The sequence below is a fragment of the Streptomyces sp. NPDC054796 genome (assembly GCF_053611545.1).
In genome coordinates, this window is sequence record NZ_JBSHAO010000022.1 from 42,501 (window position 1) to 68,019 (window position 25,519).

Here is a 25,519-nt window from a genome sequence, read left to right on the forward strand (position 1 = left end):
GTCTCAGTCGGAGTCCGGCATGGCGCGACCGTCCGTTCAGGAGGCGTACAAGAAGGCTTCCGCGGCGATGGTGCAGGGGCGGCGACTGGTCGGGCCGTCGACGGGGACCTCGCCGTCGGCGATCTGCGTGATCAGCGGAGCGAAAGGTCGGTAGACGGCCCGCAGCCACTGCCGAGGCCACGTTCTGCGGTCCATTCAGGTGTCGCGGACCGGCGTGTGGATGTCGGCGCTGATCTGCTGCTCGGACTCCGCGGTCGCAGTGAGGTGGAAGTTGGGCCAGCGCCAGCCGAGTTCCTTCCAGGAGCGACGAGTGCGGTGGGAGCGCAGGAGCATGAAGTTGACGCCGGCCACCAGGTGCCCGCGCGCGCCCCCCTGCCCGTCGGCCTCCAGCCGTGCGAGTCCGTCCATGCCGAGCGGGGTCGCGAGGGGGGTCAACAGCACTCCGCCGGGGCTCAACTGCCTGACCCAGGCTGCCGGGATCTGCGTGACGCACGCGGTCGAGATGATCCGGTCGTATGGCCCCTCCCCTTCACACCCGTCCTCGCCATCGGCGCACACCACCCTCACGCCGGTTCCCTCCAGTCGTGCGCGGGCGCGGTCGGCGAGATCGGGGGCGATCTCCACGGTCACCACTGATGCGGTGCGCTCGGCCAGGAGTGCGGCGTTGTAGCCGGTGCCGGTGCCGATCTCCAGCACGCGCTGGCCGGGCCGGGGGTCGAGATGGTGGAGCATCTGCACGACCACCGCCGGGCACGAGATGGAGCTGGTGAACTCGTTGGAGTCGGTGGGTCCGTCCTCGGGCCGTACGGCCCCATCGCGGATCTGCGTGATCAGCGGTGCCCGCGGGCGGTACACCGCCTTCAGCCACCGGCCCGGTTCATGATCCGCATCGAGCATGGGGAACAGGCCGTCGTCCCCCCGCTTGGGCCACCACACTTGCCTGGGCACGTAGTGGTGGCGTGGCACGTCGTGGAAGGCGCGCAGCAGCCACTCGTGGCCGGTGAAGTACCCGTAGTCCTTCGCGATCTGGGCGGCGCACTCGCTACGCAGAGTCGAAGCGTCCGGGGCAATTGTCATTCGGGGGGTGGTCCCGGGTCTTCGTCCCGGTGCCCGTTACCGGTATCCGTCTGCCCGGTGTCCTTGATGTCGCCCTCCTCTTCCTGCGGGTTGTCCTGGCTGCCGTTGGTGCGGTCCACCGCGCTCCTCCTTAGCCCTGTGCTCCCGGGTGCTGCTGACGGTAGCGGCCCCGGCCGGGCATCCGACAGGGCGCACGCGAGGGCGGGTTACGCGACGCCCGGCTCGTTGCCCGGGGCGGCGGAGCAAGAACGGGCCCCGGATCGGGGAGCACCGTTAAGGTGCCGCAGGTGGCATGTACCAGGCCAACGGATCGTTGTTGCTGTCGTGCCGGGCCGGACCAGGCGGGCCCTGGTCGTTCTAGTCCTCGGCCTGCGGAGCCGAGAGTCTTGAGGCAGTGAAGCGGCCTTGAGAGGCCCGATGCGGCAAGGTTTTCCCTGTAGCCTCTCGGTAAGCGGTTCGTGACTGGGGGTTGCTCTGCGCAGTGGCTGAGGACGGGAAAGAGGAAGGCAGCACGCCTGTGGGATCGTCAGGGATGATGTTGGGCATCAGCGATTGTTTCTTCCCGTCCCGTCGGCGCGCGCAGGGCCTGGCGGGCGTTCCTCTCCTCAGTTTCGTGGCACGTTAGCGGGAGGAGGCGAGCATGCGGAAGGTTCGGTTTCAGCAGCTTCTGCACCAGCGGCGCTGGGAGAGCTACGAGACGTTCTGTCATCATTATCGGCAAGCCGCCAAGGCTGCGGCGGAGCTGGATGGCAACCCCAAGCTCGCGTCTGCCTTCGTCTCCCATTCGACTTTCGATCGCTGGATGACCGGTGAGATCAAAGGTCTGCCCCGGTTCCCTTCCTCCCGCGTCTTGGAGCACCTTTTCGAGGAGAGGGTCGATTCCTTGTTCGGTCCGCCCGCCGTCATGATTCCCGAGCAGGCGACACCGCACCTTGCAGCGCTGGAGTCCTTCCGGATGGCTGACCGCCAGCTCGGTGGTGGGCACGTGTACTGGTCGGTGCTGCATTACCTCAAAACTGCCGTCCTACCGGCACTCTTCGACGACGAAACGGGGCAGGACTCAAATGGTGAGGAAGCGTTCCGCGCCGCAGCGGTCCTGACCGAGATGGCGGGCTGGATGGCGCACGATGCCGGGCTGGACGAGGTGGCCAGCTCCCATTTCTCCCGTGCCCTGCGACTGGGGCAGTCGGTAGCCGACACCTCCGTCGCCGCGAACATCAAGATCGGTATGAGTCATCTGGCCTTGCAGAGTTCTCGCGCCGGAGAAGCCGCCGAACTGGCGCGGTCCGGAATTGATGACATGGCCTCCGCTCCACCCATGCCGGTCCTGTCCGCCCGGCTGTGCGCGATGCAGGCCCGTGCGCTCGGCCAGATGGGCGAAGCCTCCGGTGCTCGGCGCGCGTTGGAGGGCGCGGAGGAGTATCTGCGGGCAGGAGAGCCCTCGGCCGCGCCCAGTTGGGTCGCCCCCTTCGACGAGGCAGCTCTGGCCAGCGAGAGTGCCTCGACTCTGCTGGATCTGGGGTTGCTGTCGCAGGCGGAGCAGGAGGCGGAACGGGCCTTGAGCCTGCGTGATGCCACCCGGGCACGCAGCCGCGCCTTCGGTCAGATGACACTCGCCCAGGTCCTGATCGCGCGGGGGCAGGTCGACGCGGCATGCACCGTCGGACACGAGGTATTGGGAGCATGCCAGTCACTGGGCTCTCACCGCATCAGCCGCCGGATGACGGAACTGGGGGCGTCCCTCGCGCCGTTCGGTGACAGTCGGTCCGTGCGGGCGCTGGTTGACCGCATGGCGGAGGTCGAAGGGCACCGCACGCTGCTGCTCGCCAGCCTCACTCTCCCGGGAGGCCGCCCGTCATGAGCGGTGCGCCAGCGCCTGGAGAGCCGGGCCGTGAGGCATACCTCGCCGAAGGCAACGCGCGGCAGGCTCGCAAGCGTGTCGCGGCTGACTTCCTCATCCGTGACGTGCGCGGATATCTGCTGCTGGTGAACCCGACATACAAGGCTGGGTGGGACTTGCCGGGCGGGATGGCCGAAGCCAACGAGTCCCCACTCGCCGCGGTGATGCGGGAGCTGGACGAGGAACTTGGCGCGGAGGTCACCTCACAGGGACTGCTGTGTGTGGACTGGGTGGAACCGCACGGTCCCTGGGACGATCTGCTCGCGTTCGTCTTCGACGGTGGCGTCCTGAATCCCTCGCAGGCGGCGCGGCTGACGCCCAGGGATGCCGAGGTGTCCGAGCATCGCTTCTTCGATGTCGAGACGGCGCTGTCGCTGCTCCCCGCCCGGCAGCGGGCGCGGGCTGCCCATGCACTGCGGACGCTGGAGGACGGCGTGCCGCGTTACCTGCACAACGGTGCCCTCCAGCGGGGGCCGAGCGGATTTCACTGACGGCCGTCAGGGCAGCAGCCGGTCAGGCCCGCAGGCGCTCCGTGGATCGGTCCGCTGCGGCCTCGCGCGCGGCGATTCGCAGATGCGCGAAGGCGTCGCGCACCACCGTCATCTGCCGCTCGGACAACGGGGTCTCCAGACTGGCGAAGCACCCCTCGACATGCCGGGTGCCGCTCAGGCCCACGGTGACAACAGCGTGAGGAGCGGTCTGGAACAGGTACTTCAGCGCCAGCGACGCGAGCACGCCGGGCTCGCGCCCGAAGTCGGCCGCGAGGCTCCCCAGGCACCGTTCGAGCGCCGCCGCTACCGGCCCCTCGGGCAGATTCTCCTGCCGGTTCCCGGCGAGGAGACCATGGGCCAGAGGCGAGGCGATGATCAGGCGCGCTCCGTGCTGAGCGGTGAAAGCACACAGGTCGTGTCCGCTCTCGATGCATACGGCCGGCTGCAAGGCGTTGACCTGTGCCCATACGACGTCCGGCTGGATGCGGCAGAACAGTTCACGAAAACGGCTGACCGTGCTCTCGGGCTCACCGTGTGAGGGCCCGCGCAGTCCGATCGCTCTGATCTGGCCGAGAGCCTGCATCGCACGCATCTGCTCCACCGCGCACTCCAGGTAGCGGTCGCCGGGACCGAAATCCCAGGAATCGAAGGTGTATACCGCGAGTTCGTCCTGGTAGAGGTTCTCCAGCGTCTGTTCCAGCTGATGCCGGATGCGCGGTCCCGCGTAAGGATGGGGCGCCGAGCCGCACAGGTGCCCGATCTTGCTGGCCACATGCACCCGGTGTCCTTGATACTCGCGCAGGACCTTTCCGATCATTCGCTCCGCATGGCCGTCGCCGTGACTGTCGGCGGTGTCCACGAAGTCCGCGCCCAAGTCGAGAGCGCGTCGTAGCCCTTCACGGAACTGGGCATCGACCACCAGGGGTGGCTGTGGTCCGGCCCATCGGCTAGAGCCGCTGCTCACGCCGAGCGCCCTCACCGTCACTTCCGCAGTCAATTGCCGGGAAGGCAGGCGGGCCGCGGTCATCCGCACACTCCTCTCGGCCGGGGGGAGAAGCCGACACCGTCACCTTCCTGCCATGGCTCCACACGCCAGGTGGCATCAGCATGCGTCGGGGGCCGCACGTGCCGGACGGCGGAGCCTCTCGTGGCTGTCGCGGGGATGAGCACCCTTTTCTTCTCCTTGCACTGCGCACATCGCCCCGAAGGGCGAGGGGCGGTGGACCCCTCTGACCAGCCTGGCCCATAGGAGAGCCCGGGTGGTACCGGGACAGCCCTCCACTTCACCCCACTTACCCGTCCGCCCACCCAGCCCCGTGCAGACCCCGGGCGCGGCTCGGCGCCCTCCTCTAGTTGTTCCGTCGCCCGCAGACGGCTGTTCCGTCGTCCGCAAGGCCACCTTGCCCCGCTCCATCGCTCACCAGGTGTGACCTGGCAAGACGCACTACCGATCCGTGCAGCGCTCGGGCAGGATCACATCACGAACAGACGCCCCAACATGCAGGGAAACCTCTGTCAAGCCCTTTCGGTGAAGTGGGGCAGAGTGGGGAGCCCAGCGCCCCGCCGCTCTCACGCTTCTCCAGGCCACAACGGGACGGCCGTGGCGACGTCCTGAATGTGCGCATATGTATCGCCTCGTACCTCCGGATCGACAGCCGTACGTGTCTCCGCTGGAGCCGTGAAGTGGGGCGGAGTGGGGAGCTCAGGCACTGTCCCCGCAGCTTCTTCAACGGCAACGCTGGCATCACACGCCTTCCGGTTACCCACGGTTCCTTCGGATCGAGCCGAGCACGCGGCCCGGACAGGTGCACCAGTCCGCTCGTGTCCTGCGCCCACGCGCCCGCAGAGGAAGAAGCCAGATGCCGCCGCTCACGCCTCTTCCCGGCTCATCACCGGCCGACCGCCCGGCCGTGACCGTCTGCTGGGCCCAGAGCACCTATCCCCACGACAAGGGGGCGGTCGGTACGGCGCGCGACTTCGCCGTCGATGCCCTCACACGGTGGGGGCTGCCCGAGGAACTGCGGGAGGACGTGCGGATGTGTGTGTCCGAGGCGGCCACCAACGCGGTGATCCACACTGCGGCAGCCGAGGGTTTCGATGTGTCTCTCGACCTGCTGCGGACCGAGGCGGAGTTGCGGGTGCATGTCGGTGACGGTGATCCCGACCGGGTGCCGGTACGGGCCTGCTCCGGGCCGGAGGGCGTCAACGGCCGTGGCCTGCATCTGATCACTTCGCTGGCGCACGACTTCACCGTCACCGTCACCCCCACTGGCAAGACGGTCTCCTTCAGCTTCGGCATTCCGCAGCGGATTCCGGGGGCAGCGCGGTGAGCTGCGACGAGACCGAAGTGGGGTGGGTGCGGTGCCGGTTGTGCGGCTGCCTGGTCGCACTGCACACGGTGTACCCCTACTGCTTCACGGTGGACGACGAGCCGCAGGATCGGGTGCTGGTGAGGTGCCGAGATGCGGCGGCGTGCGCCGGGCGCAGCACGAGCACCGAGCGCTGGGACCGGCTCCAGGTCACCGTGCCGGCCCGCGAACCGGGTCCGGGGGCTCCCTTGTTCTGCTGCCTCGTGTGCCAGGTGGCCCTCACCGCTGACGAGGCTGAAGTCGCCCGGGTCGAGGATCGCTGGGGCTGGTTCACGGAGGTCGTCTGTAGGGATACGGACGCCTGCGAGCAACGTCAGTGGCACGACGAGCCACTGCGGTCCGACTCGCCGTAGCCCGCACATGCCCCTGGCTGTGGCCCCCTTGCTTCTTCCGTTCGCCCGCTTTGCCGGATTGGACCTCCTATGAGTACCCGTGAGGAACACGCCCTCACCGACCAGCACGCCACTGCCCCGGACCAGGCGGTGGCCCCCTCGCGGCCCCGGCCCGCGACGGATACCCCTGACGACGCCGACCAGGTTGCGCGGCCCCGCCAGCCCGCATCCCCGCCAGGGCGGGGCGAGGGGCTGGTGGCGGCCGGCCGGTGGTGGGACGCGGTGCAAATGCCCTCCTACCTGGGGGAGCGGGTGCTCACCCGGCTCGGGCAGCGGTCCGGGCCGGTGATACGCGACCCCTACGCCCACTACCTGCACTGGCTCGTCGTCCCCGGGAGCGCCGAGCCGTGGCGTCTGCCGGGGTCCTCGCTGGTGCGGGTCCTGGGCCGGGGCTGCTGGGTGATGGTGCCGCCCGGCGGGTGCACCCGCTCCCCCGGCCCGCACTGGACCCGCCCCCGTGCCGACGGTCCGCAGCTCACCCCTGCCGGCCCGCTGCTGGCCGCGCTCACCGCGACGGTCGCCGACGAACTGGCCGCGGCCCCGGAGACCCACCCCGCCGTGTTCGGCCAGGACGAGGCCCCGGCCGTCCTGGGCCTGCTGCGCGCTGCTTTACCCGACCTCATCGACGCTGTGGTTGTGCGTGCCGCCCAACTCCCGGTCGGTGATGCGCACCGGCAGTTGGCCACCACCAGGCAGGACATCGCGGAGCGGTCCCTGCGCCTCGCCGATGCCTCGGACTGCGGCGTGGGCGGGGCCCCCTCCCTTTTGGCGCGGCAGCTGGCTCATCACCACCGTGCCCTGCGCGATTCCCTCTCCGCCCTCCCCGCACGGTCACTGCCCGTTCAGCCCCCGGAGGCCGTCGTGCCGTCTCTCCCGCGAGGCCCGGAGACGGTCGGTACCGACGCGGTCGGAGAGGTCTTGCTCGATCACGGGCACGTGCGGAAGGCAGCCGTCGCCTCCTCTCACGACGGTCCGCTAGCCCCGGCCAAGGGGTGACGGACACCCCCACCAGACCCCCTTGGCCGGTCTACACCGGCCGTTGGGACGCGGTGCCCTCCCCCGTCTCCGGTCCGTACGCCGCCCCGTCGGTTGCGGCCCGGGGCGCGTCCCGGCGGCCCTCCCTCCTCTGCTTGTTCCTTCGACCCGACGACCGTCTGAGGCTCCATGACGATGACACCCACACCCGATCACCGCGCTCCCCGAGCCCGGCGCCGTCTGCTGACTGTGCGGGCCCGGCTGATGCTGGTCGCGGTCGTCTCCATCACCGCCCTGCTGGGGTTCGTGGTGGTGGACGCCTGGGGGGACTGGCAGCAGCAGACCGCGCTGCGCAACGACTCCGCCACGGGCGAGCTGGGCGGTGAGGCGTCCCTGCCGTTGTTCGTCGGGGCTCAGGCCGAGCGCAAGCTAACCGCCGCTTACCTGGCCCGGCCCACGAAGGCCGCGAAGAAGGCGCTGGATGAGCAGCGGGCCGTCACCGACAAGGGCGTCGCCTCCTTCCGGCACCTGTCCGGTACGGAGCTGGAGACCAGCCGCCGCCACAAGTGGGAGTACGTGGAGCGGGTCTACCAGCGGATCGAGGGCCTGGAGGAGAACCGGCGGGCGGTGGACGCCCGCACCGGCGATGCGGAGGAGGCCACCGGCTACTACACCGCCCTCCTCAGCTCGATGGTGGAGTTCTACCAGGCGCTCAGCGCGATGGATGACGCGCAGCTCACGCAGGAGACCCGCCCGTTGGTGGGGTTGTTCTGGGCGAGTGAGGGCGCCAGCCAGCAGGACGCGCTAGTCGCCAAGGCCCGTGCGGCGGGCCGCATGTCCGTCGGGGACCGCCGCGCGTTCGCCGAGGCGTACGGTGCGCAGCGGGTGATGTACACCCGCTGGATCGTCCCCTACCTGCCCGAGAAGGACCGGGCCACCTGGGACCGCATCGTCTCCACCCAGGCGTGGCGCACCGTGCAGGACATCGAGCGGGACGTGATCGCCGCCCCCACGAGCACCTCGGCGGGCAACGGCGCCGTGGAGGACCTGCCCTCCTCGGTCGGGCGGTGGGATGCCGCGTACGGGCAGGTCGCCCAGCAGATCGCCGGTCTCAATTTGTCGCGGACGCAGGGGCTGCTGGCCCACGGGTATGAGCGGGCGGAAGAGATCCGTACCCAGGTGTATGTGAAGCTCGGCATCTCCCTGGCCATCGTGATCGCGCTCGCGCTGCTGATCTTCGGGATCATCCGCTCCGTCCTCTCCCGCCTGCGGGGGCTGCAATCGCGCGCGGAGGAGACCGCGACGCGGCTGCCCGCGGTCGTCGACCGCCTCCAGGCGGGCGCGGAGGTGGAGGTGCACGCGGAGTTCCCCCTCCCGCAGCCGCGCGGGGATGAGTTCACCGGGCTGGAGAACGCGCTGGTCTCCGCCCAGCACACGGCCGTGCACATGGCGCGGGCCCAGGCCGGCGACCGCCGTGGCTTCGCCGCCTTCGTCGCCGTGACCAGCGGGCGCGCTCTCAACCTCCTCGGCGTGCAGTTGACGCGTCTGGCCGTGCTGGAGACGAAGTACGGGCGCAAGCCGCAGGACGCCCCCGTCCTGGAGGATCTGATCAGCGTCGACCATCCCGGTGTCGCCACCCGCCGTCACCTGGACAACCTGCTGACCCTGGCCGGCGGACACGACGAGCCCTACACCCAGCCCAGGGCGCTGGGTGACATCGTCCACGACGCCGCCGCCGAGACCGATTCCCCCGAGCGGGTCACCAACAAGGTCCGCGCGCAGGTGTGGATCCAGCCGCAGGCGGTCAACGCCGTCATGCACGTGATCGCCGCGCTGCTCGACAACGCCCTGTCCTTCTCCCGCGCCACGGTGACCGTCACCAGCCTCAGCCCGGTCCACGGGATCGCCCTGCACATCGAGGACATGGGCACCGGCATGACGGCGGAGGAGTTCGAGGCGGCCAACGAGAAGCTGGCCGCCCCGCCCACCTTCGAGTCGATGGCCCAGCACCACGACGGCCGCCTGGGCCTGTTCGTGATCGGGCACCTCGCCCGCCGCCACGGCCTGACGGTCCGTCTGCGGCCCTCCGACTACGGCGGCACCACCGGCGTGGTCATGCTCCCGCACAGCATCCAGTGCGACCAGCCCGTCGCACCACAGCCCGAGAGCGACCCTGCCACCACGCCTCCCGAGCCGCAGCCCGCGCCCGCCTCCCGCACGCCGCTGCCCGCCCGGCCCGCACCGAGCCCCTCTTCGCCGCCCGAGCAGCACCGGCCCGCGCGGCCGACCCCGGCTCCTTCCGCCGGAGCGGACAACGCGGTGAGGACCGATCACGGCGCACCACCGCTGCCCGTCCGCGAGCCCCAGAAGAACCTGGCGCCGCAGCTCGCCCAGCCCTCGGCGCCCCTCCCGGCCTACGACCCCGCGACCGACGTGTCACCCGAGACCGTCGGCGCCAACTGGAGCGCCTGGCAGGCCGCAGGCCGGGACACCGACCACACCCCCGCATCCGCACAGACCGAGCAGAAGGACGAGAGCCGATGAGCACCCCCAACCCCGAGATCCAGCAGATCCTCGACAGTCACGTCGAGAAGATCTCCGGCGTGCTCGGCGCCGTGGTGGCCTCCGACGAGGGCGCCCACATGTACTGGAGCATCGTGGACCACGACACCGCCGAGCGCCGCGCCCCCCTCGCCTCCTCGCTGGGCCAGACCGCGATCCGGTATGCCATCGAGGAAAACGGCGGTGCGGTACGGCGCGTGTTGATCGAGATGGACGACGGCTACGTCTCGATCAGCCGCCTCGGCAATCTCGCCTTCCTCGTCCTGCGCATCGACAGCGGCGCGAACCTGGGCACCGTCGGCCAGGAGGCCGCGCTGCTGAACAAGCGCCTCGCCTCCGTGCTGGACACCCACCTGCGCACGCGCAAAGAGGAGCGGACCTCCTCATGAGCGGCCACCACCCCGCGCCCGGCCGCCCCTCGCGTCCCTGGGCCGCGACCGGCGGCCGGGTGCAGGACCTCGCCCAGGATTCCGACATCCGCCTCGACACCCAGGTCACCACCCGCGACGACATGGCCACCCCTCCCACCGGGACCGGCTACCTGCGCATCGTCACGCTGTGCCGCACCCCCCGCGCCGTGACCGAACTGGCCGCCGAGCTGGACGTGCCGCTCGCGATCACCGCGGCGATGGTGGCCCGGCTGCGCGACGACGGCCACGTCCTGGCCCGCGCGCCCCTGGACGCCGCCACCAACGGCGTGGTCACCGACGCCCTCCTACGACGAGTGAAAGACAGACTGCATGCCATCTAACCCGCCACCCGATACCGTGAAAGTCCTGATCGCCGGGGGCTTCGGCGTGGGCAAGACCACCTTCGTCGGTGCCGTGAGCGAGATCGAACCGCTCTCCACCGAAGCCCAGCTCACCGCCGCCAGCGAACCGCTGGACGACACCACCCAGATCGGGGCCAAGGCCACCACCACCGTGGCGCTCGACTTCGGCCGCCGCACCCTGGGCGACCTCGTGCTGTATCTGTTCGGCACCCCCGGCCAGGACCGGTTCTGGTACATGTGGGACGACCTGCTGCGCGGCGCCATCGGCGCGCTCGTCCTGGCCGACACCCGCCGCATGGACGACAGCTTCGCGAGCGTCGACTTCTTCGAGCAGCGCGGTGTGCCCTTCATCGTCGGCGTCAACTGCTTCGACGACGCGCACAACTACGCGGCCGAGGACATCCGCGCCTCCCTGCAACTGCGCCCCGAAGTCCCCGTCGTCCATCTGGACGCCCGCGACACCCGCTCCTGCCGCGATGCCCTCATCACCCTCATCGACGCCCGCCTCAACCGGCACACCACCGTCACCGCGTAGAAAGGCAGCCCCCTCGTGTCCGTCACCGCCGACGTCGTCCCACCCTCCTCCAGCATCGACCTGTTCGCCGACGCCGCCCTGCGCGACCCTCATCCGCTGCACGAGACGCTGCGCGAGATGGGCCCCGCCGTCTACCTCCACAAGCACGGCGCCTGGGCCATCCCCCGCTACGAAGAGGCCCGCGCCGTCCTCAAGGACGCCGCAACCTTCTCCTCCGACGGTGGGATCGCCCTCACCGAAGAAGCCAACGAGCACATCCTCACCGGAACTGTGCTCGCCTCCGACGCGGTCGACCACGCCCGGCTGCGCCGCCCCCTCTCCCGCCAGCTCAACCAGCGCGCCATGCGAAAACTGACCGCACCGGTCGAGGAGCGTGCCGAGCAGCTCGTCGCCGAGCACCTGCGCTACGGCTCCTTCGACGCAGTCGCCCTCGCCCGCCAGTTTGTCGCCGACATCGTCATGGACCTGATGGGCCTGCCCGCTTCCACCCGCGCCCGGCTCATCGACGGTGCCGCCGCCACCTTCGAGTGCTTCGGCCCCGACAACGCCCGCTACCGCCAGGCGGCGCCGGTGGCCGCCGCGGTCATCACCTTCCTCCACCAGGAAGTGACCCGCCACAGCGTCGCGCCCGGCTCGTGGATGGCCGCCCTCTATCAGGCCGCCGACGCCGGACAGATCACCGAGACGGATGTCGTCCCGCTGATGAGCGCGTATGTCGCCGCCGGGATGGACACCACCATCTTCGCGCTCTCCACCGCCATCCATCTGCTGGCCACCCACCCCGAACAGTGGACCCGGCTGCGCACCGGCAAGATCAGCGCCCAGGCCGTCATGCACGAAAGCCTCCGGCTGGAAGCCCCCGTGCAGGGCTTCGGGCGACGCGTCACCCGCACCACCCGCATCGGCGGCATACCCATCAAGGCCGACGAACAGGTGTGGGTGCTCTACGGCTCCGCCGGACGCGACCCACGCCGTTGGGGCCCGACCGCCGACTCCTTCGACCCCACACGCGCACGCCCCGAGGACCACCTCGCCTTCGGCGCCGGACCACACCTGTGCGCCGGGAACCATCTCGCCGCCCTCGAAAGCCGCAGCCTGCTGACCGCCCTCACCCGGCACTGCACCCACCTGGAGCCCGACGGCGAACCCGTACGCGCCCTCAACAACACCCTGCGCGGCCACATCTCCATACCCGTCAAGGCCGCCCTCGCCCGCTCTCCCACCACCGGCCCCGACGGACCTCCGCCTGCCGCATGACCCCCCAGAAACGACCGGACACACACCCGATGAGCCCGATCAGCCTCCTCGCTCTCGGCGCGCTGCTCTCGGTCATCCTCCACCGCCGCCGACGCCGCCGCGCTCGTCCCCTCCACCCCATAGAACGCCTCGCCCGCCTGGAACACGCCATGACCACACCCGCCGACCACCTGCTGACCGACCTTCACGCCCTGCAGTCCGTACTCCGCCAGTTCGGCCCCTGACCCACCACCGAACCACCCGCATGGACTCTCCACACACCCATGACGATCGGAATGTCCACATATGCACCAGATAGCTGAGCACTTCGCTCCGGCCGACCACCAGATCGCCGGTGCGCCCGCGGCCGTGCAACCCACACACGACCAACATCCTCTTGGCGCCGCCTGCCTTCGGGCTCTGCGGCTGAGGGACACGGAGCCCGCGACCGGCGCAGCCGACCCCGCGCGCAACGTGCTGGAGGTCTTCGCCGGGGGGGCGGCCCGAGACCGTGCTCCCCCTCCCGTAATCGCGTGATGGCTCAATCCGGACCGGTCCCGCACACACGGGCTCGAACGCCCCCACTACGACGAGGAGGAACCGCCCCGTGGAGACCTCCGACATCGTCCTACGGGCCGACCGCCGACGCCTGGAGCACGGCCTCTCGCGGTCCGGCGCTCCCCGACCATCCACCACACAGAGGGACGCTCGGTGACCACGTCGAACCACCTGACCGGTCAGGTCGCGGGCCACGCCGTGCAGGCCGGTGCGGTGCACGGCGACATCGTCGTGCGTCCGGCGCCTCTTCCCCTGCCGCTGCCGCGGCAGCTCCCGCCGGTCCCGGCTTCCTTCACCGACCGGGAGCACGTGCTGGGGGCGATGCGTGCCCGGCTTGCCGGGCTGCCGCCCGAGAGCGTGCACATCGCCGCCATCAGCGGTCCCGGCGGGGTCGGCAAGAGCACACTGGCCTGCCGTCTGCTGCACACGGTGGCGTCGAAGTATCCGGGCGGGCAGCTCTACGTCCACGCCCGAAGCCACCACCCCGATAGCCCGGCCGGCGACGCCGAACTGCTGGAGGCGCTCACCAGGTCCCTGCGCCCCGAACCTCTGCCGGGCACGCTCTCCGAGCTGGTGGCCCTGTGGCGCTCGGTGACCGCGGCCCGCCCGCCGACCGCCCTGCTCATCGATGACGCGGTGCGCGCGGACCAGGTGCGCCTGCTGCTGCCCGGGGGCAGCGGCCACCTCGTCGTGGTCACCAGCCGCGAACCCCTGATGGACCTGGTGCCCACCGGCGCTCTCCTGCACCCGCTCGCACCGCTGGATGAAGCCGCCGGAACCCAGCTCCTGGCCCGCCTCATCGGCGAAGAGCGCGTCACCACCGCGTCCGTCGCCGCCCGAGCCCTCGTGCGAGCCAGCGGCGGACTGCCCCTGGCCCTGGGGCTGTGGGCCGCGCCCCTCGCCGCCGACCCCGACCAACAACTGCCCTCCGCCCTCTCCGCCTTGTCCGTATCCCCACCCCGCCCCGCAGGAGCTGCCATGAACGCCCTGACTCGCGCCTACGAACGACTCGATGATGACGCCGACCGCCACGTCTACCGGCAGCTCGGCTGCCTGTTCACCATCGATCTCGACCTGCCGACCACCGCCGCGGCCTGCGGCCTGACGGAAGCGGCGGCGCACGAGCACCAGACAACTCTGGCGCGCGCCGCTCTCCTGACCACCGCAGAGGAGGACCCGGTACGCGGCCCGCTGTGGCAGATGCACGACACCACCCGACGGCACGCCCGCGGCCTCGCCGACACGGGTGAGCAGCAGACCGTACAGCGGCGGGCCCTGGAGTGGCTCGTGACCGTGACCCGGGCAGCGGAGCGGCTGCTGACCCCCCACCACCAGAGGCTGGAATGCTCCCTCCCGCCCCAGCAGGTCGGCCTCCCCTTCAGCGACGAGAGCGGGGCGGAGGCGTGGCTGGAGGCGCAGCATCCGAACCTGATGGCTGGCCTCCGCGCGGCGTATAAGGCGGGCCTGGACCAGCTCACGTGTGTACTCAACAGCAGCATGTGGCCGTGGTGGCACCGCGGCCACCACTACTCCCTGTGGATCGAGGCGCACACCCTGGCCATCGCCGCTGCGCGACGCAGCGGCAACGTGGCCGCCGAACTGCAAGCCACCAACACGCGCGGCGTCGGATACCGGAACTCCGGCCGCACCGACGAGGCCCTGGCCGCCTTCGACCAGGTTCTCACCCTCGCCCGGGAGAACGGCGAGGACTTCTACCTCGCGCAGGCACACCACGAGCTGGGGGCCACCCACCGCCAGACCGGCAACGACACCACCGCCCACAGCCATTTCACCCGTGCCCACCAGCTGCGCGAAGGGCTCGGGCTCCCGCGCGGCGCGGCGCTGAGCCTGCACGGCCTGGCCGAGATCCACGTTGCCCGCGGCGAGCTGAGTGAGGCCATCGACGCGTTCAGCCGCGTCCACGACCAGCTGCTGGCCCTGGACCCCCCGGAGCGCTTCGATGCCGCCCGCGCCCAGGCATGGCTCGGGCGCGTCCTGTTCACCTACGGGCAGCCCGGCCGCGGCCATGGCGCACTGGAGCAAGCACGTGACGTCTTCACCTCGGGCGGCACCCGCTCCCGGCGCTGGGAAGCCCGCTGCACCGAGTGGCTCGGCGAGGGCGCCCAGAAACAGGGCGACTACACCGAGGCCGCCGACTGCTATGCCCGCGCCCTGGAGATCTACCGCGAGCTCGGCCGCCGGGGCGACATCGACCGCCTCGACGAGCGCCAGCGTTCCCTCTCCTGTCCCTGACCGCACCGGCCCGGTGCAACGCACGAGCCCTCGCATGGCCGGCGTCGGCCTGGGCGAACTGCGACGAGCCCGTGTCGGGGTGTCTGACCGCGCCCCACTGCACGGTGCGGCTGCGCAGGCGGCCCGCCCTGTACCGCACCTCGAAGATCGTATGAAGAGGAATCTGTGCCCGGCCCTGATATCGATCACACTGTCAGCAGCGCGCCACGACTGTGGCCGCACCAGCAGGAGCTGGTCTCCGCAGCTGTCCGCACACTCGCCACCGAGCCCCGGACCACGGGCGTGATGGCGTGCGGTCTGGGCAAGACGCGCGCCGCCTGCGAAGTCGCCTACCTCGTCGCTGCCGATGACCGTGTGTTGATCGTCGCGCCGACCATCGACCTGGTCGGTCAGATCCTGCGCGACTGGAGGGACTACCGGGGTGCCGCCCACCTTGGCCGCGTCGTCGCCGTGTGCTCCGACGACAGGGTCCTCCTGGACCGCGACGGCCAGCCGCTGACATCTCAGCCGACGATGGTGACCACCGATCCGCAGCAGCTCGCCGACTTCACCAAGGGCCCCGGCCGGGTGACGGTGGCCATCACCTATCAGAGCTTGCCTACGCTGGCCGCGGCCCATGCTGAGCACGGGCTCCCGCCCTGGCGCATCATGATCGTCGATGAGGCGCACCGCAGTGCCGGAGCCGCCGGAAAGACCTGGGGCATCGTTCACGACAACGTCGTCCTGCCGGCCGAACGTCGCCTGTATCTGACCGCGACCCCGCTGATCACCGGCGAAAACGCCATCAGTATGGACGACTCGAAGATCTACGGGCCCATCTGCAAGAACGTCCCGTTCTCCCGCGGTATCGAGCTGGGCATGCTCGCCGACTACCGCCTCGTCGTCGCTGTGGCCACCAGCCGCGAGGTACAGGCGCTCGCCCAGGAAGAGACCCACTTCCGCGTCGGGCAGTCCGCGGTGTCCGCCACCATGCTGGCCCGGCAGATCGCCGTCCTGCGCGCGGCACGTGAACACGACATCAGGAACCTGATCACTTTCCACCAACGTGTCACCGACGCCGAGTGGTTCGCCGCGACACTCCCGGCCGTCGCGAGCCTCCTCGGCCCGGACGAACGCCCCACCGGACCGCTCTGGGCCGGCCACGTCCACGGCGGCCAGTCGGGCCACGAACGGCGCGGGGTCCTGGAACGGCTCCGCACCCGCGAGAACGGCCTGAAGGTGGTCTCCAACGCGCGGGTCCTTACCGAGGGGGTCGACGCGCCGGACGTCGACGGGGTCGCCTTCCTCTACCCCCGCGAGTCGGTCAACGACATCATCCAGGGCCTCGGACGCGCCATGCGCACCGGAGGCCGCACCGGCAAGGTCGCATCCGTCATCGTGCCGCTCCTCCTCAACGACGGCGACGACCCCGAAGAGGCACTGCTGGGCACGAAGTTCGGGCCTGTCCTGCGGGTCGCCCAGGCTCTGCGGGCCACCGATGACACCCTCGGCAGGCGGCTCGACAGCGCACGCCGGTCCCTGGGCGTCCGTGACAACAGCACTCTGGACCTCGACAGGCTGGACGACTCCGATCCGCACGGAGCCCTCCCCGACTGGCTGAGTATCAACGGGATTCCCGTGCCGCCGGACTTCGCCCGGGCCATCACCGTACGGATCGTCCGGTCCGCCAGCAGCAGCTGGGCGGAGGGAATCGCCGCCTGCGCCGCCTACCGCGAAGCACACGGCGACCTGGAGCCTCCCCGCGGCTGGACGACCGCGGAAGGGCTTCCCTTCTACAGCTGGCTCGAATACCAGAAGAACCGCCACCGCAATGGCCTGATGACGCCACAGGAGAGCGCTGAACTCGAACGGTACGGCATGGTCTGGAACAAGCACGACCGCGCCTGGGAGCAATTCCTCACGGACCTGGTCGCATTCCGCGAGGAGCACGGACATCTCGATGTGCCCAAGACATACGTGACACCGGCCGGCCGTCCCCTCGGGATCCAGGTGATCACCCGGCGAAAGAGCTGGGAGGACCTGGGCGCCGAGCGTCAAGCCGAACTCCTCGAACTCGGCTTCATCCGCAGCTTGCCCGAGTACCACTGGAACCAAAACTTCGCGGCCTGGCTGGAGTTCAAGCAGGAACACGGCCACCCGGTCGTCCCGCGTGACTACACCACTGCCAGCGGAGTGAGACTCGGCGTATGGCGCATCCTGCAACTCCGGAATCTCAAGACCGGCGACCTATTGCCAGAACGCGCCAAATCCATAACCGCCAACCATCTCCACCTCGGTGCGCGCGAGTTGAACGAACTGCGGCATGTGCAGGCGCTTGAGAACTACCGCCAAGTACACGGAAACATCGAGGTGCCCTACAACCACGTCACAGCCGACGGGCTGAAACTCGGGCGCTGGTTCGTCAACCAGAGAAGGAACATGCGCAACAACACCATCAGCGCATACCTGGCCCAGGAATTCTCCCGGCTCGGCGTACGAGCCGTAACCCGCAAACTGCCAGGACGCGGCTGATACCGAAAACACCATCCCCGTGCCGATCGGTTCGCACGGGGATGAGCCCCAACAGGAACACGGCAGCCGAGCCGGACCCGTCACGGCCCGAGGCGATAAGCAGCCCCACCACCACCACCGAAACCGGGGAACCCGTCATGCCTGAGGAAGCGCAGGACCCGTTCAACAACCCGCCTCCCCTAGACGTTGGTGTCCACGCCCTCACCACAAGGGACGCCCAACTGCTCCTGGTCAGCCGCCCCTCCACCGTGGCCGCCTCTCAGCGAGGACTCCCGAACGGCACGGCCACCGCGAACGAGCTGCCCCGGCGCGCTCTGAGCCGTCATCTCGACGAGAGGCTGACCTTGCGCGCCAGGACCGGACACATCCTTGCCCTGGACCACGTCCCCGAGCAGCAGGGACAGCATCCGGACGCCGCCGTCGAAGCGACGAACACCGACGTAACCGTTCTCGGAGACCGTGCATGCCCCTGTGGCCCCACCAGCAGCAAGCCGTCCAGGACCTCCGCAGAAGATGGGCGTTTCATCGGCGACTGCGGCTGATCATGGCCTGCGGCACAGGGAAGACCCGGGCCGGGGCCGGGACATTCAGCGAGGTCACGGCCAGCCGCCTGATCACGGTACCGACCCGCGAACTGCTCGCCCAGCACCTGCACGACTGGGAGGCCACGGTGGGGCGGGCGGCGATGGGCACCGTGATGGCCATCTGCGGCCACGGCGCCAGCATGCGCCGTCAGATGGAAGAGGACGGGAGCATCCTGGATGTCCAGGTCACGCGGGACCCCCGGGCACTGGCCGAGGCCGCCCGAAGCGGCGGTCCGCTCACGGTGGCCACGACGTACGACAGCCTGCGTATCGTCTCCGAAGCACACGAGCGGCACGGCCTGCCCCGCTGGGACGGCATCATCGCCGATGAGGCACACCGCACCGTCAACATGCTCGGCCGCGCCTGGACAGCCATCCACGACGACGCGCGCGTGCCGAGCGCCCTGCGCCTGTACATGACCGCGACCCCCCGCGTCGTGAAATCCTCGGGCGCCGCCACGGACCTGACCACCGTCGCGAGCATGGACAACGAGCAGCAGTTCGGCCCGGTGGGGCACTACCTCTCGTTCGCCGAAGCCCGGCGCAGAGGGCTGCTGGCCGACTACCGCATCGTCGTCTCCGCCGTCTCGGACGCGGAGGCTCTCCGTCTGGCCCGGCGGACCCCTCGGCACGCGATGCCGGACCCCTTCCAGATCAACGACACCCGGGCGATCTCCGCCCCCGTGCTGGCGGCCCAGATCGCCCTGCTCCGAGCCGCCGACGAACACGGCCTGCGCAAGATCATCACCTACCACCACCGAGTCAAGGACGCGGTGTGGTTCGCGCGGACACTCCCGGAAGTCGCGGACTGGCTGGGATACGACCGCATCGCCGCCCGCCTGCGCACCGGCAGCGTCTACAGCGAACAGCCCCGCGAAGCGCGGCGCACGACCTTGCAGATGCTCGGCGACGACGAGCCGGGAGTGGTCATCGTCGCCAACGCCAGGGTATTGGCCGAGGGGATCAACGCGCCCGCCGTCGACGGAATCATGTTCGTCGACGCCAAAGGATCACCGATCGACGTGATCCAGGCAGTGGGCCGCGCCATGCGGCTGGGCGACGCCGCACACAAGACCGCCACCGTGATCATCCCTCTGCTGCTGCCGCCCGGACACAGCCCCGAGCACCCGTGCGTGGAGTCGCTGTGGGCACCGGTGTGGAGCGTGGTACGGGCGCTGCGCGCGCATGACGAAACCCTCTCCGCCTCCCTGGACGGGCTGCGCCACGAGCTCGGAGCCAAGGAACCCCGAGCCCTGTACGAGCTGCCCGACTGGCTGAGCGTGACCGGGATACCCATCGACCCCGGCTTCGCCCGGGCCATCTACACCCGGACCGTCCGCGCCAGCACACCTCTCGTCGAAGAGTATCTGGGGGCCGCCCACGCCTACCGGGAGCAGCACGGTGATCTGCTGGTCCCCTACACCCACCACACCCCCAACGGGCTCGCGCTCGGCGCGTGGAACCACGCGCAGCGGGCCGCCTACCGCGCTGGCACCATCACCCCGACCACCCGCGACCGACTCACCGCGCTGGGCATGGTCTGGGACGTCGAGCGTGAACAGCGGCGGCAGCTGATGGAGGGCGCCCGCGCGTACGCGCAGCGCACCGGCAGCCTCGCCACAGTCCCCTACCGCCACCGCGAGGGCGGTGTGGACCTGCACACCGCCCTCGCACGGATCCGATCCGGCGACGTGCGCCTGCCTCCCGAGGACTACCACGAGCTGGTGCGGCTGGGCATGCCGAACACGCCCGCCGTCTCCCGCCGGGCACGCCGAGCGGCAATAGTCGCCGCGGCCGTCGACTTCGCGGCCGAGCACGGCCACCTGATCCCCCCGCCACACCACCTGGTCGACATCGGCGGCGAGCTCATCGACCTTGACTCGGAGCTGGACCGGATACGCAAGCGCTACTGGAACGGCCAGCTCCTCACCGAGCACCTCCAGGCCCTGGAAGAAGCAGGCATCATCTGGAGCCGCCGCGATCTCCTGTGGGAACGCTTCTACCAGGACGCCCGCGCCTACCGCAGGCGACACGGAAACCTCTTCGTCCCCGTCGGCTACACCACCCCCGACGATCCTCCCCGGCTGCTCGGGGCCCAGATCTCCCGCAACCGCGCGAGCTGCCAGGACACCACGCGCCGCGAGCGGCTGACCGCGCTGGGCATGTTCTGGGAAGCACGCCGCCGCGCCCACTACCAGCATCTGGAAGCCGCCCGCATCCACGCCCGCGCGCACGGAGAGCTGGCAGTCGCACCCGACGAAGTCGTCGTCCTGGACGACGGCACCACCATCCACCTCGCCCGGTGGCTCACCACCCTCGACGACACTGCGCTCCAGCAGGTCCACGACCACGTCGACGCCGCCCTGAAATGGCCTGCCGAATGGTGGCCCGACCCCAACCGCGAAACAGCCGCCCGAGTACCAACCTCTCTTCATTCAACTATTTCGAAGGATGGCATTAATGGAGTCTCTTGACGCGGAAGGCTGGTCCCAGCTTTTCAGCTCGTGCCGCAAATCGGCCTGTCATCTGGAAATGCGCGACCATTACGCGGTGGCTGAGGAAGCCGCCGACATCGAAAAGTGGCGGGCCGGGAAGTGGGGGCCCGAGGAGGATGCCGCGAGCAAGGCCGGTTGGCTTGAGCTGATGCGGGCCACCGCGGCACGCGGCGTCCGGCTGCGCCGGGCGCGCATCATCTCCGAACCGGCCAGCGAATACATTCGGTTTGAGCACGAGGGGACGCCGCAGAACATCGAGGCCGGAGAAGACGTCCGCTGGCTGCCCCGCACGCGGGCCTCCGGACTGGCGTTGCCGGGCAACGACTGCTGGATCTTCGACAGCGAGACCGTGCTCTTCAACCACTTCGCTGGCGAGGGCGGTTGGGTCGGCACCGAACTGAGCAGCGAACCACAGGTCGCGAAACTATGCGCACGGGCATTCGAGTCCGTCTGGGAACTCGGTGTCCCCCATGACGAGTTCGCCTTGATCTGATGACCGAGTTGAGGAGTGTCACCACTCCGCCGTTGGCCGGGGCTGTATCGCCCCGACCAACTACGACCTGAGCGCATAACCCCTCCCCCTTGACCGGTGGCCGGGACGGCTCCGCGCTCACCGCCCTCCCGGCCACCGGCACGGCCCCCTGAATGACCGGCCGCAGGGGAACCCCACCGCTTTCCGACTTCGTCAATCCAAGGAACAGAGATGACCCCTGGCACGCCACGCACACGACTCACACCCGCCGAGATACAGGAGGCCCGGGACCTGCATGCTGCGGGATTGTCGATCCGTGCCATCGCCGCAGAGCTGGAGCGGTCCTATGGCGCGATCCACGGCACGCTGACGAGGGCCAACGTCACCATGCGCCCCCGCGGCGGCCGGCATCCGGGCAAGTGACGTCCTCGGGGTGCCCGGCTCTTCCCGTTCCATCCCCTTTGAGGAGGAACCATGACAGATCTTGGTTTACCGGCCGTGCCGACCAGGACACGGCAACCGGTCACAACCGGAGTGGAGTACGCGCGCAACGGCCACCACTTCGACGCGGACCCCGCCCTCGACGTGGAGGCGGCTGCCCACGCGGCCACCGTGCCGCTGTCGGTGATCGTGCAGGTCACCAAGCGGTGCGACTTCGACTGCAGCTTCTGCTCGGAGACCCTGCAACTGCCGGACCCCACCCTCGACCAGCTCGACACCATCCGCCGCAACCTCGCGGGAGTCCCCCGCATCTTCCTCTCCGGCGGCGAACCCCTCAGCCGCCGGGACCTCGGCGAGATCGTGGAGATGTACCACCACGACCACATCCTCGCCGTACCCACCAACGCCACCCACGGATGCGACCACGCCCGCCGCATCGCCGGGAAGATCGCGTACGCCAACATCGGGCTCGAAGGCCCGCGCGCCACCGTCCGCCGCGTCCGCGGCGACTACGACAAGCAGATGGCGGGGGTGCGCGCACTCCAGGACGCCGGTATCCCGCTCGCCCTCTCCGCCGTCGTCTACCGCTCCACCCTCCGGGCGCTGCCCTTCACGGTGCAGATCGCCGACGTCCTAAACGCGGGCAAGGTCAAGCTCATCCTCCCGCTGCGCAAGGGCAACGCCCTCAACCTCGCCGACTACGAGTTCATCACCCAGGACGAAGCCGAGACGGCCTTCGCGAAGCTCACGTCGCTGCGCGCGGAGTACCAGTGGTCCCCCGCACTGCGGATGACCACCTGGACCCCGCGCAACGAGGGGCACATGCTCGTCGTGGAGCCCAACGGCGTCACCCGGGCCTGGCCCGTCTACGACGCCAAGGACCTGTGGGAGCCCCTGGGCAACGTCCTCCAGGAGCTGGTCACGGAGATCTGGAAGCGTTACCCGTACAAGACCAACCACTACGCGAAGTACCTGGGCCGCTCGCTCCACCTCGTGCCCCAGGGGGTGACGTGACGTGCGGGACCTCTCCAATCAGGGGTGGCGGGAGACGCCCTTCGGGTCGGTCACCAGCCCGGTGCACCACCCGGCGACCTGGCTCACCGGCCTGTCCCTGCTGTGGGGCGAAGCGGGCACGGAGCCGACGCTCATGGGCGCGGCAGGGGTCTTCATGAAGATCCACCGCACCTGCTCGCTGCCCGTCAGCGCCCCGCTCGCCCACTTCGGCTACCGCGTCCTGGTCCCCGAGGCGGTCACCGACGGGCAGAACCGCACGCTGCTCGCCGCCCTGGACGTCCTCCTCGTGCAGGCGCGGCGTCTGGCCCAGGTGATCGCCTGGCACAACGGGGCCGACGACCTCCACCTCCTCCGGGTTTTGGCCGACGGCGACTCCAGCAGGCGCCATCCCGGCATCACCGCGACGGCCGACGCCTGGCACGACCGGGACCACCGTGAACCGGGGACCGCGCGCTGCGTGGACACGGCCCTGGACCTGGGCCCGGCCGGGCTCATCAGCGAGACAGGAGTCGTCCATGGCCTGGAGCCGGTCGAGCAGTTCGCCGGCCCCCGGCAGCAGGTCCACGCACAGCAGGCGTGCGAGGCACTCGCCGAGGGCCGGGGCGGCGACGCGCGGGAGGAGCTGGCGGTGTCCGTCCTCGCCGCCGCCCTGGTGACCGCGCTGCTCGGCGGCCGTCACACCGACCGGCTCCACTGGGATGCGCTCCTGTCCGTGCGCGGGTTGCTGGAGACCGTGGCGTGGGACATGGCGCCTTCCGTGCTCGGCGGCGTGCCGCACCCGCACAGTCAGTAACCTCCGGCGGGTGCCGCACACAACCGGTGCGCGGCACCCGCCCACCGCGCAGAGGAACACCCCGAATGATCATCACCAGCAGCCGTCCAGACGCCCCGACGGCGCCCCCACGGCAACGGTCCGACGTCCTGCGCGTCGCGTCCATCGATGTCGAGTGGACCAAGAACTACCGCATCAAGAACGGCAACCGGCCCTTCTGCTACAGCATCGTCTGGCTCGACCTGCCCACCACCGGCAAACCGGCAGACCTGGCCCAGCAGCCGTGGGCGTACACCAGCGTCTACGTCGAAGACCCCGCCGAGACCCCGGAACTGGTCCGCTCCGCCTCCGAAACACTCCGCGCCGCCGCACAGAGCGCCGACCTGCTCACCGGCCACCAGGTCTGCTCCGACCTCGCCGTCCTGGAAGCCACCGCCGACCACCCCCACCCACCCCTCGCCGAAGCCCGCACCCGCTGGAAGCAGCGCCGCGCCCAAACCCCCGACGGGCCCGGCCCCCGCTGGTGCGACACCCGCTACGACGCCGGACACCTCCTCACCGGAACCTCACGACGCCTGGTGGACGTGTGCACCGAACTCGGCCTGGATGTCACCCAGCCCGAACTGCGCGGCACCTCCATGACCGCCCTGCACCGCCGCTGGCTGGAGACGAGCGACCCGCTCGCCCGCGAGCGCATCAGCGTCCTGAACTTGCGCCACTCCCTCTCCACCGCCTACGTCGCCGCCCGCGCCCAAGGGCTCGCCCACTGGAGCAGCAGCGGCCTGAACGTCAACCGCGCGCTCGCCACCGGCGCCGACAGCGCCTGGCCCTACCTCAACACCCCCGCCTTCACCGGCCTCCTGGAGGAACCATGATCCGCACCTGCACCGTGATCGCCGTCGAAGGCACCCAGGCAGCGGGCAAGACGACACTCGTCCACGCCCTGACCGCGCACCTGCGCGAGCGGGGCATCCACGTCGCCTGCACCGGCGAGCCCGCCCGCGAGGCCCCCTTCATGGAGGAGATCGTCCTGCACGGCCAGGGGCACTTCGACCTCCCGGCCGAGATCGACCTCTTCGGCCAGCAGCTCACCGTCCCCTTACGCGCCGCCCGCCACCACCAGCTCCTGATCGCCGACAAGACCCCGGCCAACGTGATCGCCCTCGCCTGCCTGCTCCTCGACACCAACGTCGAGCCGGGAGCCGGGAGCGTCCTGGCCGCCGCCGAATCCTTCTGCCGCGCCTGGATGCCCCTGGTCTACGACACCGTCATCTACTGCCGCGACCGCTACGACCAGCGGGCCGGAGGCGACCGGATGCGGCAGAACGTCCACAACCTCCAGGACCAGGCCGACGAGCTGATCTACAAAGTGTGCCGGGACACGGGCGTACACCTCCTGGAGATGCCCACCGGCCTCACCAACCCCGAGCGTGTCCGCTGGGCCATCCAGCACGTTGAGCAGATGGGGCTCGCCGCGACCTGATCCCGCTACAGTCCCGCCGACACCAGCAGCCCCACGGTGGGAGAACCCCCAGTGCCCCAGCGTTCCGTGAACGACGTCATGCTCATCCTCCAACGAACCGACAGCACCCTCTGCCTCGCCGAACGGCAGGGCACCGGCTACGCCGACGGCATGCTCAACCTCCCCTCCGGCAAGGTCGAACCCGGCGAGGACATCTACGACGCCATCCGCCGCGAAGCGCGGGAGGAGATCGGCATCGTCGTCGAGCGCGGCGCTCTCCGCGTCGTCCACGCCATGCACTTCCGCAACCCGGAGGGCGAGACCCGCGTCGGCTGGTTCTTCACGACCACCCACTGGGAAGGCGAGCCCCGCAACATGGAGCCCCACAAATGCACGGGCCTGAGCTGGCACCTCCCCGACCACCTGCCGCACCACACCGTCCCCTACAACGCCCTGGGCATCGCCCACTACCTCAGGGGAGAACCGTTCTCCGTACACGGCTGGACAGACACGCAGGACTGACGGCCGAAGACAAAGGCGACGGGACCGCCCCGCAAGAGGGTGTAACAGATCCAGCGCTCTTGACACTCCGCGCGGCGAAAAGGGACTGATCATTGTGACAGCAGTAATGCACAGGTGCCCTCTTCC

General features: G+C 69.9%; 25 protein-coding genes. 21 read left to right on the forward strand and 4 right to left on the reverse strand.

The genetic code is table 11. The features are described from left to right. Positions 1 to 36 precede the first annotated feature (36 nt). Genes ACWGJ2_RS19770 through ACWGJ2_RS19780 form a run of 3 tightly spaced genes read right to left on the reverse strand, consistent with a single transcriptional unit; the run spans position 37 to position 1,196 of the window. Positions 37 to 195 (reverse strand): hypothetical protein, encoded by a 159-nt coding sequence (locus ACWGJ2_RS19770; RefSeq protein WP_453347422.1) that lies wholly within the window; start codon positions 193 to 195, stop codon positions 37 to 39. Beyond that, a complete protein-coding gene (locus ACWGJ2_RS19775) occupies positions 196 to 1,077 on the reverse strand; it encodes a methyltransferase domain-containing protein (protein WP_453347423.1) in 882 nt (293 codons plus the stop codon). Further along, positions 1,074 to 1,196: a hypothetical protein gene (locus ACWGJ2_RS19780; RefSeq protein WP_453347424.1), complete on the reverse strand. Its 123-nt coding sequence runs from the start codon at positions 1,194 to 1,196 to the stop codon at positions 1,074 to 1,076. The genes ACWGJ2_RS19775 and ACWGJ2_RS19780 overlap by 4 nt, the downstream gene beginning before the upstream one ends. 521 nt (positions 1,197 to 1,717) lie before the next feature. Here ACWGJ2_RS19780 and ACWGJ2_RS19785 point away from each other — a divergent pair. Together ACWGJ2_RS19785 and ACWGJ2_RS19790 are read left to right on the forward strand one after the other, a co-directional pair. Beyond that, the gene (locus tag ACWGJ2_RS19785; RefSeq protein WP_453347425.1) at positions 1,718 to 2,938 is read left to right on the forward strand and encodes a hypothetical protein; all 1,221 of its coding nucleotides are present in this window, start codon (positions 1,718 to 1,720) and stop codon (positions 2,936 to 2,938) included. After that, entirely contained in the window at positions 2,935 to 3,468 is a 534-nt protein-coding gene (locus tag ACWGJ2_RS19790) for an NUDIX domain-containing protein (RefSeq protein WP_453347426.1), read from the forward strand. Before ACWGJ2_RS19785 ends, ACWGJ2_RS19790 begins: the two co-directional genes overlap by 4 nt. 22 nt (positions 3,469 to 3,490) lie before the next feature. Here the strand turns inward: ACWGJ2_RS19790 and ACWGJ2_RS19795 are convergent, their stop codons facing one another. Next, complete coding sequence (locus ACWGJ2_RS19795) at positions 3,491 to 4,495, reverse strand: aldo/keto reductase (RefSeq protein WP_453347427.1); 1,005 nt, start codon at positions 4,493 to 4,495, stop codon at positions 3,491 to 3,493. Between the two features lie 832 nt (positions 4,496 to 5,327). On the opposite strand from ACWGJ2_RS19795, the gene ACWGJ2_RS19800 reads away from it, so the two are divergent. The 19 genes from ACWGJ2_RS19800 (at position 5,328) to ACWGJ2_RS19890 (ending at position 25,393) form a co-directional block, all read left to right on the forward strand. Beyond that, positions 5,328 to 5,798: an ATP-binding protein gene (locus tag ACWGJ2_RS19800; RefSeq protein ID WP_453347428.1), complete on the forward strand. Its 471-nt coding sequence runs from the start codon at positions 5,328 to 5,330 to the stop codon at positions 5,796 to 5,798. 461 nt (positions 5,799 to 6,259) lie between these two features. Next, positions 6,260 to 7,225, forward strand: coding sequence for a hypothetical protein (locus tag ACWGJ2_RS19805; RefSeq protein ID WP_453347429.1), 966 nt, complete (start codon positions 6,260 to 6,262; stop codon positions 7,223 to 7,225). A gap of 168 nt (positions 7,226 to 7,393) precedes the next feature. After that, positions 7,394 to 9,748 carry a nitrate- and nitrite sensing domain-containing protein gene (locus tag ACWGJ2_RS19810; protein WP_453347430.1) on the forward strand — a complete coding sequence of 785 codons (2,355 nt, stop codon included), beginning with the start codon at positions 7,394 to 7,396 and terminating at the stop codon, positions 9,746 to 9,748. Next, positions 9,745 to 10,155: a roadblock/LC7 domain-containing protein gene (locus ACWGJ2_RS19815; protein ID WP_453347431.1), complete on the forward strand. Its 411-nt coding sequence runs from the start codon at positions 9,745 to 9,747 to the stop codon at positions 10,153 to 10,155. Before ACWGJ2_RS19810 ends, ACWGJ2_RS19815 begins: the two co-directional genes overlap by 4 nt. Further along, entirely contained in the window at positions 10,152 to 10,517 is a 366-nt protein-coding gene (locus ACWGJ2_RS19820; RefSeq protein WP_453347432.1) for a DUF742 domain-containing protein, read from the forward strand. The genes ACWGJ2_RS19815 and ACWGJ2_RS19820 overlap by 4 nt, the downstream gene beginning before the upstream one ends. Next, the gene (locus tag ACWGJ2_RS19825) at positions 10,507 to 11,073 is read left to right on the forward strand and encodes a GTP-binding protein (RefSeq protein ID WP_453347433.1); all 567 of its coding nucleotides are present in this window, start codon (positions 10,507 to 10,509) and stop codon (positions 11,071 to 11,073) included. Before ACWGJ2_RS19820 ends, ACWGJ2_RS19825 begins: the two co-directional genes overlap by 11 nt. Before the next feature lie 15 nt (positions 11,074 to 11,088). Further along, positions 11,089 to 12,330: a cytochrome P450 gene (locus tag ACWGJ2_RS19830; protein WP_453347434.1), complete on the forward strand. Its 1,242-nt coding sequence runs from the start codon at positions 11,089 to 11,091 to the stop codon at positions 12,328 to 12,330. A gap of 29 nt (positions 12,331 to 12,359) precedes the next feature. Then, entirely contained in the window at positions 12,360 to 12,554 is a 195-nt protein-coding gene (locus tag ACWGJ2_RS19835) for a hypothetical protein (protein WP_453347435.1), read from the forward strand. 466 nt (positions 12,555 to 13,020) lie between these two features. Then, the gene (locus tag ACWGJ2_RS19840; RefSeq protein ID WP_453347436.1) at positions 13,021 to 15,120 is read left to right on the forward strand and encodes a tetratricopeptide repeat protein; all 2,100 of its coding nucleotides are present in this window, start codon (positions 13,021 to 13,023) and stop codon (positions 15,118 to 15,120) included. 165 nt (positions 15,121 to 15,285) lie between these two features. After that, positions 15,286 to 17,631: a Helicase associated domain protein gene (locus tag ACWGJ2_RS19845; protein WP_453347437.1), complete on the forward strand. Its 2,346-nt coding sequence runs from the start codon at positions 15,286 to 15,288 to the stop codon at positions 17,629 to 17,631. Positions 17,632 to 17,768: 137 nt separating this feature from the next. Further along, the gene (locus ACWGJ2_RS19850) at positions 17,769 to 18,173 is read left to right on the forward strand and encodes a hypothetical protein (protein WP_453347438.1); all 405 of its coding nucleotides are present in this window, start codon (positions 17,769 to 17,771) and stop codon (positions 18,171 to 18,173) included. After that, entirely contained in the window at positions 18,095 to 20,689 is a 2,595-nt protein-coding gene (locus ACWGJ2_RS19855) for a Helicase associated domain protein (RefSeq protein ID WP_453347439.1), read from the forward strand. The genes ACWGJ2_RS19850 and ACWGJ2_RS19855 overlap by 79 nt, the downstream gene beginning before the upstream one ends. After that, positions 20,676 to 21,203, forward strand: coding sequence for a DUF6879 family protein (locus ACWGJ2_RS19860; RefSeq protein WP_453347440.1), 528 nt, complete (start codon positions 20,676 to 20,678; stop codon positions 21,201 to 21,203). Before ACWGJ2_RS19855 ends, ACWGJ2_RS19860 begins: the two co-directional genes overlap by 14 nt. 210 nt (positions 21,204 to 21,413) lie before the next feature. Further along, a complete protein-coding gene (locus tag ACWGJ2_RS19865; protein ID WP_453347441.1) occupies positions 21,414 to 21,605 on the forward strand; it encodes a helix-turn-helix domain-containing protein in 192 nt (63 codons plus the stop codon). A 51-nt stretch (positions 21,606 to 21,656) separates the two neighbouring features. Further along, complete coding sequence (locus tag ACWGJ2_RS19870) at positions 21,657 to 22,637, forward strand: radical SAM protein (RefSeq protein WP_453347442.1); 981 nt, start codon at positions 21,657 to 21,659, stop codon at positions 22,635 to 22,637. A 1-nt stretch (position 22,638) separates the two neighbouring features. Beyond that, positions 22,639 to 23,430: a hypothetical protein gene (locus tag ACWGJ2_RS19875; protein ID WP_453347443.1), complete on the forward strand. Its 792-nt coding sequence runs from the start codon at positions 22,639 to 22,641 to the stop codon at positions 23,428 to 23,430. A gap of 65 nt (positions 23,431 to 23,495) precedes the next feature. Beyond that, positions 23,496 to 24,284 (forward strand): hypothetical protein, encoded by a 789-nt coding sequence (locus ACWGJ2_RS19880; RefSeq protein ID WP_453347444.1) that lies wholly within the window; start codon positions 23,496 to 23,498, stop codon positions 24,282 to 24,284. Continuing rightward, the gene (locus ACWGJ2_RS19885; RefSeq protein ID WP_453347445.1) at positions 24,281 to 24,892 is read left to right on the forward strand and encodes an AAA family ATPase; all 612 of its coding nucleotides are present in this window, start codon (positions 24,281 to 24,283) and stop codon (positions 24,890 to 24,892) included. Before ACWGJ2_RS19880 ends, ACWGJ2_RS19885 begins: the two co-directional genes overlap by 4 nt. Before the next feature lie 51 nt (positions 24,893 to 24,943). Then, positions 24,944 to 25,393 carry an NUDIX hydrolase gene (locus ACWGJ2_RS19890; protein WP_453347446.1) on the forward strand — a complete coding sequence of 150 codons (450 nt, stop codon included), beginning with the start codon at positions 24,944 to 24,946 and terminating at the stop codon, positions 25,391 to 25,393. The last annotated feature ends 126 nt before the right edge of the window (positions 25,394 to 25,519 follow it).

Coding starts and splice junctions, on each gene's coding strand:
- ACWGJ2_RS19770 (WP_453347422.1), bottom strand. CDS start 195: ATGGACCGCAGAACGTGGCCTCGGCAGTGGCTGCGGGCCGTCTACCGA.
- ACWGJ2_RS19775 (WP_453347423.1), bottom strand. CDS start 1,077: ATGACAATTGCCCCGGACGCTTCGACTCTGCGTAGCGAGTGCGCCGCC.
- ACWGJ2_RS19785 (WP_453347425.1), top strand. CDS start 1,718: ATGCGGAAGGTTCGGTTTCAGCAGCTTCTGCACCAGCGGCGCTGGGAG.
- ACWGJ2_RS19790 (WP_453347426.1), top strand. CDS start 2,935: ATGAGCGGTGCGCCAGCGCCTGGAGAGCCGGGCCGTGAGGCATACCTC.
- ACWGJ2_RS19795 (WP_453347427.1), bottom strand. CDS start 4,495: ATGACCGCGGCCCGCCTGCCTTCCCGGCAATTGACTGCGGAAGTGACG.
- ACWGJ2_RS19800 (WP_453347428.1), top strand. CDS start 5,328: ATGCCGCCGCTCACGCCTCTTCCCGGCTCATCACCGGCCGACCGCCCG.
- ACWGJ2_RS19805 (WP_453347429.1), top strand. CDS start 6,260: ATGAGTACCCGTGAGGAACACGCCCTCACCGACCAGCACGCCACTGCC.
- ACWGJ2_RS19810 (WP_453347430.1), top strand. CDS start 7,394: ATGACGATGACACCCACACCCGATCACCGCGCTCCCCGAGCCCGGCGC.
- ACWGJ2_RS19815 (WP_453347431.1), top strand. CDS start 9,745: ATGAGCACCCCCAACCCCGAGATCCAGCAGATCCTCGACAGTCACGTC.
- ACWGJ2_RS19820 (WP_453347432.1), top strand. CDS start 10,152: ATGAGCGGCCACCACCCCGCGCCCGGCCGCCCCTCGCGTCCCTGGGCC.
- ACWGJ2_RS19825 (WP_453347433.1), top strand. CDS start 10,507: ATGCCATCTAACCCGCCACCCGATACCGTGAAAGTCCTGATCGCCGGG.
- ACWGJ2_RS19835 (WP_453347435.1), top strand. CDS start 12,360: ATGAGCCCGATCAGCCTCCTCGCTCTCGGCGCGCTGCTCTCGGTCATC.
- ACWGJ2_RS19850 (WP_453347438.1), top strand. CDS start 17,769: ATGCCTGAGGAAGCGCAGGACCCGTTCAACAACCCGCCTCCCCTAGAC.
- ACWGJ2_RS19855 (WP_453347439.1), top strand. CDS start 18,095: ATGCCCCTGTGGCCCCACCAGCAGCAAGCCGTCCAGGACCTCCGCAGA.
- ACWGJ2_RS19860 (WP_453347440.1), top strand. CDS start 20,676: ATGGAGTCTCTTGACGCGGAAGGCTGGTCCCAGCTTTTCAGCTCGTGC.
- ACWGJ2_RS19865 (WP_453347441.1), top strand. CDS start 21,414: ATGACCCCTGGCACGCCACGCACACGACTCACACCCGCCGAGATACAG.
- ACWGJ2_RS19870 (WP_453347442.1), top strand. CDS start 21,657: ATGACAGATCTTGGTTTACCGGCCGTGCCGACCAGGACACGGCAACCG.
- ACWGJ2_RS19880 (WP_453347444.1), top strand. CDS start 23,496: ATGATCATCACCAGCAGCCGTCCAGACGCCCCGACGGCGCCCCCACGG.
- ACWGJ2_RS19885 (WP_453347445.1), top strand. CDS start 24,281: ATGATCCGCACCTGCACCGTGATCGCCGTCGAAGGCACCCAGGCAGCG.